This window comes from Bacillota bacterium, assembly GCA_024655925.1.
Lineage (GTDB): Bacteria > Bacillota > DTU025 > DTU025 > JANLFS01 > JANLFS01.
On sequence record JANLFS010000026.1, the window covers coordinates 9130 to 13622 of the forward strand.

Here is a 4493-nt window from a genome sequence, read left to right on the forward strand (position 1 = left end):
GGGCAGCCAGCTCCCGGCAGGCGGACAGGATAGAACTGAGACGCGCAGAATTCCACGAAGCGGTCCGCCACGCCTATCTGCGTCAAGCTGAGAGCGAACCCGACAGGTTCCGAGTGATCGCAGCCACCGCACGATCGGTCCAAGAGATCCACTGTGAGGTGGTCAGTGTGGTCCTGCCCGTCATCGCGCAGAGGGGGGTGGCCAATGGAGGTTCCTGAAATTGTAGGACAGGATGAGGCTATCCAGATACTCGACAGGGAATTGACGTCGGGGAAGGTATCTCACGCCCATCTCCTATGGGGACCGTCGGGAAGCGGAAAGACCCTGCTCGCGCGAAGATTCGTACTCGCTCTCAACTGTGCGGAAAGGCGCGAGACAGGCCCCGGGTCTCGAGCCCGCCTGTGGTTCTGCGGTGAGTGTTGTCATTGTCGGAAGATCATGTCTGATTCCCACCCGGATTTCAACATAATCGTCCCGGAGGGCGATTCCATCAAGATAGACCAGATCCGGGAGATGCAGTCCCGGATCTCCCGAAAACCCAATGAGAGCCACCTCAAGACCTGGCTTCTGGACGGCGCGGACCACCTGACTGAGGAGGCTCAGAACTGCTTGCTCAAGGTGGTGGAGGAGCCTCCGGGGGACGCGGCCATCATCCTCACTGCGGAGAACCCAGGACTCCTGCGGCCTACGGTCGTGTCCAGATGTCAACGGGTACGCCTTTCCACAGTGGATCCTGCCCGGGTCAGAGAGTGGGCTGAACTTACCTTGGGAGTGTCGGCTGAGCGCGCAAGGTTCCTCGCTGCGCTTTCAGGGGGCTTGCCGGGGCAGGTCATCAAGCTTGCGTCAGATGACGCATACTTCGCCCTCAGGAAGACCATCATTTCGACAGTGCGGACTGTGTTAGGGTGTGGAAGCGGAGCAAAGGCAATCCGCACCTCTAGTGAGCTTCTCGATGCGCTCAAGAAGGCGGCGGACCGGGAGGACGGCCCCGCGGTCCGCGGGATTGCCTCTCCAGAGGGGGCCATGGACGTGATCGCGGGCTGGTTCCGGGATCTCTTCGTACGTTCGGTGCCGGGAGGAGAAGAGTTGGTTACCAACCTCGACTGGATGTCAGAGTTGGAGGAGGATTCGAGCAGGTACTCGGTGAAGACCTTCGAGAGGCTTGCCGCCCGCGCCATGCGGGTGGGCCGGGCGTTACGAGGTAACGCCAACGCAAGGTTGGCTTTCGATGATTTCTTTCTGTACCTCGCGCTACTCCACTGAGAAGGTGCCGTATATGGTCAATGTCGTCGGAGTCCGCTTCAAGGAAGCGGGGAAGGTATACTATTTCGACCCCGGGGAGCTGGATCTCAAGCCCGGGAACGCGGTGATCGTTGAGACCGCACGAGGGGTGGAGTTCGGGGAGATCGTCGTCGGGCCGAAACTCGTGCCCGATGATCAGATCGTGGCCCCACTCAAGAAGGTCATCAGGGTTGCCACCGCCGAAGACCACCGGCAGGTCGCTGAGAACCAAAAGAAAGCCCGCCGGGCGTTCGATGTCGGGCTTGCGAAGATCGCCGCCCACGGTCTTCCCATGAAACTGATTGACGTCGAGTACACGTTCGACAACAACAAGATCATCTTCTATTTTACCGCGGAAGGCCGTGTGGATTTCCGGGAACTCGTTCGTGACTTGGCCTCTGTGTTCCGGACCCGCATCGAACTCAGGCAGATCGGAGTGAGGGACGAGGCGAAGATGCTCGGGGGCTTGGGTCCGTGCGGCCGCTCACTTTGCTGCGCCACGTTTCTTGGGGACTTCGAGCCCGTCTCCATCCGCATGGCCAAGGAGCAGAACCTGTCTCTCAACCCCACCAAGATCTCGGGCATCTGCGGTCGCCTGATGTGTTGTCTCAAGTATGAATGCACCGCCTACCATGGAGCCCGGGATGAAACGCCGGATGCGGAGGCCGAGGCGGGTGGGGAGGGTGAGGAGAATGGGAGCACGGGATGAACCACCCGTTGAGAGCGGTGCCCTTGTCCGTGAGCATGAGCGCGTGGACGACCTGCAACGATCAGGACTCCGCATAATTCAGGACCCGACACGGTTCCGGTTCTCCATGGACGCGGTCCTGCTCGCCGAGTTCGCTCGGGTACGCGCGGGTGACCGGTGCATCGACCTGGGCACGGGCACCGGCGTGATCCCGCTCCTGTTGTCTGCCAGAGGGAATCCTGCCGAAATCGTGGGCCTGGAGATACTGGAGGACGTGGCGGACATGGCCCGAAGGAGCGTGCGGCTCAACGGGCTCTCCGACAAGATCAGCATAATCCACGGTGACCTCAAGGAGGCCGTGGGGATGTTCGGGGCGGAATCGTTCGATGTGGCTCTATCGAACCCGCCCTACATACGGGCGGATCGAGGCACAGTGAACCTCACAGACGAGCTCGCCGTCGCGAAGCACGAGATTGCGTGCACACTGGAGGACGTCGTACAGGCCGCGGGCAGACTCGTCAGGTCCAGGGGGCGAGTGGCCATGGTCCACCGGCCCGGGCGTCTTGTGGACTTGCTGGTGCTCATGAGAGGCGCAGGCCTCGAACCCCGGCGACTCCGGTTCGTCCAGGCAAGGATGGGCCAGGCTCCCATGATGGTGCTGGTCGAGGCGGTGAAAGGAGCCTGTCCCGACTTGGCCGTCCAGCCGCCGCTGATCCTCTATGGTGAGGATGGATCCTACACTCCCGAGGCAAATCGCATATACTTCGGCCCATAGGAAGGCCAGAACGGGAGGGGCCTGCAAGTGGGCACACTCTACCTTGTCTCCACTCCCATCGGAAACATCGCTGACATAACCCAACGGGCACGGGATGTGCTCTCTCAAGTGTCCCTGGTGGCCGCGGAAGATACCCGGCACACGGGCCTGCTCCTCTCCAGGTATGGTATCAAGGCGAGGCTCCTCTCCTACCATGAACATAACGAGGTTGTCAGGGTTGACCAGGTACTCGAAGTGCTGGCCCGAGGAGAAGATGTTGCAGTGGTTTCCGATGCAGGGACTCCCGTCATATCTGATCCCGGAGAGATTCTAGTGCGGAGGGCGATCAATGCAGGGCACAGGATCGTGCCTGTGCCAGGTCCAGCTGCTTTCCTGGCGGCTCTCGTTGCGTCCGGCCTCCCTGCGTCCAGGTTCACATTCCAGGGGTTCCTGCCTCGGCGGAGTGCCGAACGCCGGGCCGTATTGACGGCGCTCGCATCGTACGATTCCACTCTGATCTTCTACGAGGCTCCGCATCGGCTGCGTCGGATGCTGGAAGACGTTCTCCGGGTAGTCGGGGATCGCCCCTGTGCCCTTGCGCGAGAGATCACCAAGAAATTCGAAGAGATCAGGCGAGGAAGAGTGTCCGAGATCCTTGAATGGGTGCGGGCGGAATCCCCCAAGGGCGAGTTCGTCCTCGTAGTGGCGGGTCCCCAGCCGGCCCCTACACCAGAATCAGTTGAGGGGCCGGGGACCACTCAGGATGGCGACCAAGCCGAAGAGGAGGTGCTGGCACTCATAGACTCAGGTTACACGACCCGTGACGCCATCGCCTTAGTCGCCAGAGAAAAGGGGATTTACAGGAGGAGACTCTACCGTAACGTGCTCGCAAAACAACGAAAGGACACGTAGAGACGTGTCCTCTCGTAAGAGAAAACGCCCGATCTTGAGCGCCGTGGTAGGCCGCACTGCGCGAGCCTAACCTACGCTCTTCATCAGATCGAAGCACTCCTTGCAGATGTTCTTGTCCTTGAAGATACGGATGCCGTCTGCGTTCCCGCAGAAGATGCAGGCAGGCTCGTACTTCTTCAGGATGATCTTCTCACCGTCCACATAGATCTCTAGGGAATCCTTCTCTTCGATCTGCAGTGTTCTACGGAGTTCGATTGGTATGACTACGCGACCAAGCTCATCCACTTTGCGGACGATGCCCGTGGACTTCATACTTGCAGCCCCCTTTCAACACAATTCGACATCAGTCTACAAGCAAATAATAGTAGAACTTCCAAGACGAGTCAAGGGGTGATTTCACAGATCCTCGGCGGTAAAGTTGTCATTCTGGGCATGCCGCCGCTCTTTTCGCAAGCTTCCGCATTGACGTTCAGTGGGGCGTTTTCCACCCCGGCCCGAGGGCGAGCGTGGAGAGGATCTTATCCAGAGCCGCCTGGTGATTCTCCGGATGGGACTGGTACCCGAGAGTGATGAAACTGACCCCTTGGTGGAAGTCTGTCAGGAACACCAGGCGCATCCCACCCGCCAGCATCAGACGGTCATGTGAAACGCCGGTAAGGAAAAGGTCCAACCCCATGAGGCCCGCCAATTCGAGACTCTCTGACCTTACGACCCTCACAGCCCGGCCTGCCGAGAGGATGTCACGGGCAACAAGGTCCAGAGGAGACATACCAGGCGCATCGAGAAGGAACAGGTCGACAGCAATCTCGAAATCCAGCCCAAGTTGGTTGTATGACGCCAAGTACAGGTGACGGACAC

At 59.9% G+C, this 4493-nt stretch carries 6 protein-coding genes and 1 pseudogene; 5 read left to right on the forward strand and 2 right to left on the reverse strand.

The window, feature by feature from the left end:
• The 5 genes and pseudogenes from NUW23_05680 to rsmI form a co-directional block, all read left to right on the forward strand.
• The coding region (locus NUW23_05680) for a hypothetical protein (protein MCR4425667.1) at positions 1 to 218 on the forward strand (218 nt) is incomplete at its 5' end.
• Positions 205 to 1263, forward strand: a complete 1059-nt coding sequence (locus tag NUW23_05685; GenBank protein ID MCR4425668.1) for an AAA family ATPase — start codon at positions 205 to 207, stop codon at positions 1261 to 1263. The genes NUW23_05680 and NUW23_05685, both read left to right, overlap by 14 nt.
• Positions 1264 to 1276: 13 nt before the next feature.
• Positions 1277 to 1900 (forward strand): annotated as a pseudogene (locus tag NUW23_05690) (stage 0 sporulation family protein).
• Positions 1901 to 1973: 73 nt separating this feature from the next.
• Positions 1974 to 2744, forward strand: a complete 771-nt coding sequence (locus tag NUW23_05695) for a tRNA1(Val) (adenine(37)-N6)-methyltransferase (protein MCR4425669.1) — start codon at positions 1974 to 1976, stop codon at positions 2742 to 2744.
• 27 nt (positions 2745 to 2771) lie between these two features.
• The gene (gene rsmI, locus NUW23_05700; GenBank protein MCR4425670.1) at positions 2772 to 3635 is read left to right on the forward strand and encodes a 16S rRNA (cytidine(1402)-2'-O)-methyltransferase; all 864 of its coding nucleotides are present in this window, start codon (positions 2772 to 2774) and stop codon (positions 3633 to 3635) included.
• A gap of 66 nt (positions 3636 to 3701) precedes the next feature.
• Here the strand turns inward: rsmI and NUW23_05705 are convergent, their stop codons facing one another.
• Both NUW23_05705 and NUW23_05710 read right to left on the reverse strand, forming a co-directional pair.
• Positions 3702 to 3947 (reverse strand): AbrB/MazE/SpoVT family DNA-binding domain-containing protein, encoded by a 246-nt coding sequence (locus NUW23_05705; GenBank protein ID MCR4425671.1) that lies wholly within the window; start codon positions 3945 to 3947, stop codon positions 3702 to 3704.
• 157 nt (positions 3948 to 4104) lie between these two features.
• On the reverse strand, positions 4105 to 4493 hold a 389-nt coding region (locus NUW23_05710; GenBank protein ID MCR4425672.1), incomplete at its 5' end, for a hypothetical protein.

Excerpts from the sequence above, each read along its gene's own strand:
- NUW23_05685 (MCR4425668.1), top strand. The coding sequence starts at position 205 with ATGGAGGTTCCTGAAATTGTAGGACAGGATGAGGCTATCCAGATACTC.
- NUW23_05695 (MCR4425669.1), top strand. The coding sequence starts at position 1,974 with ATGGGAGCACGGGATGAACCACCCGTTGAGAGCGGTGCCCTTGTCCGT.
- NUW23_05705 (MCR4425671.1), bottom strand. The coding sequence starts at position 3,947 with ATGAAGTCCACGGGCATCGTCCGCAAAGTGGATGAGCTTGGTCGCGTA.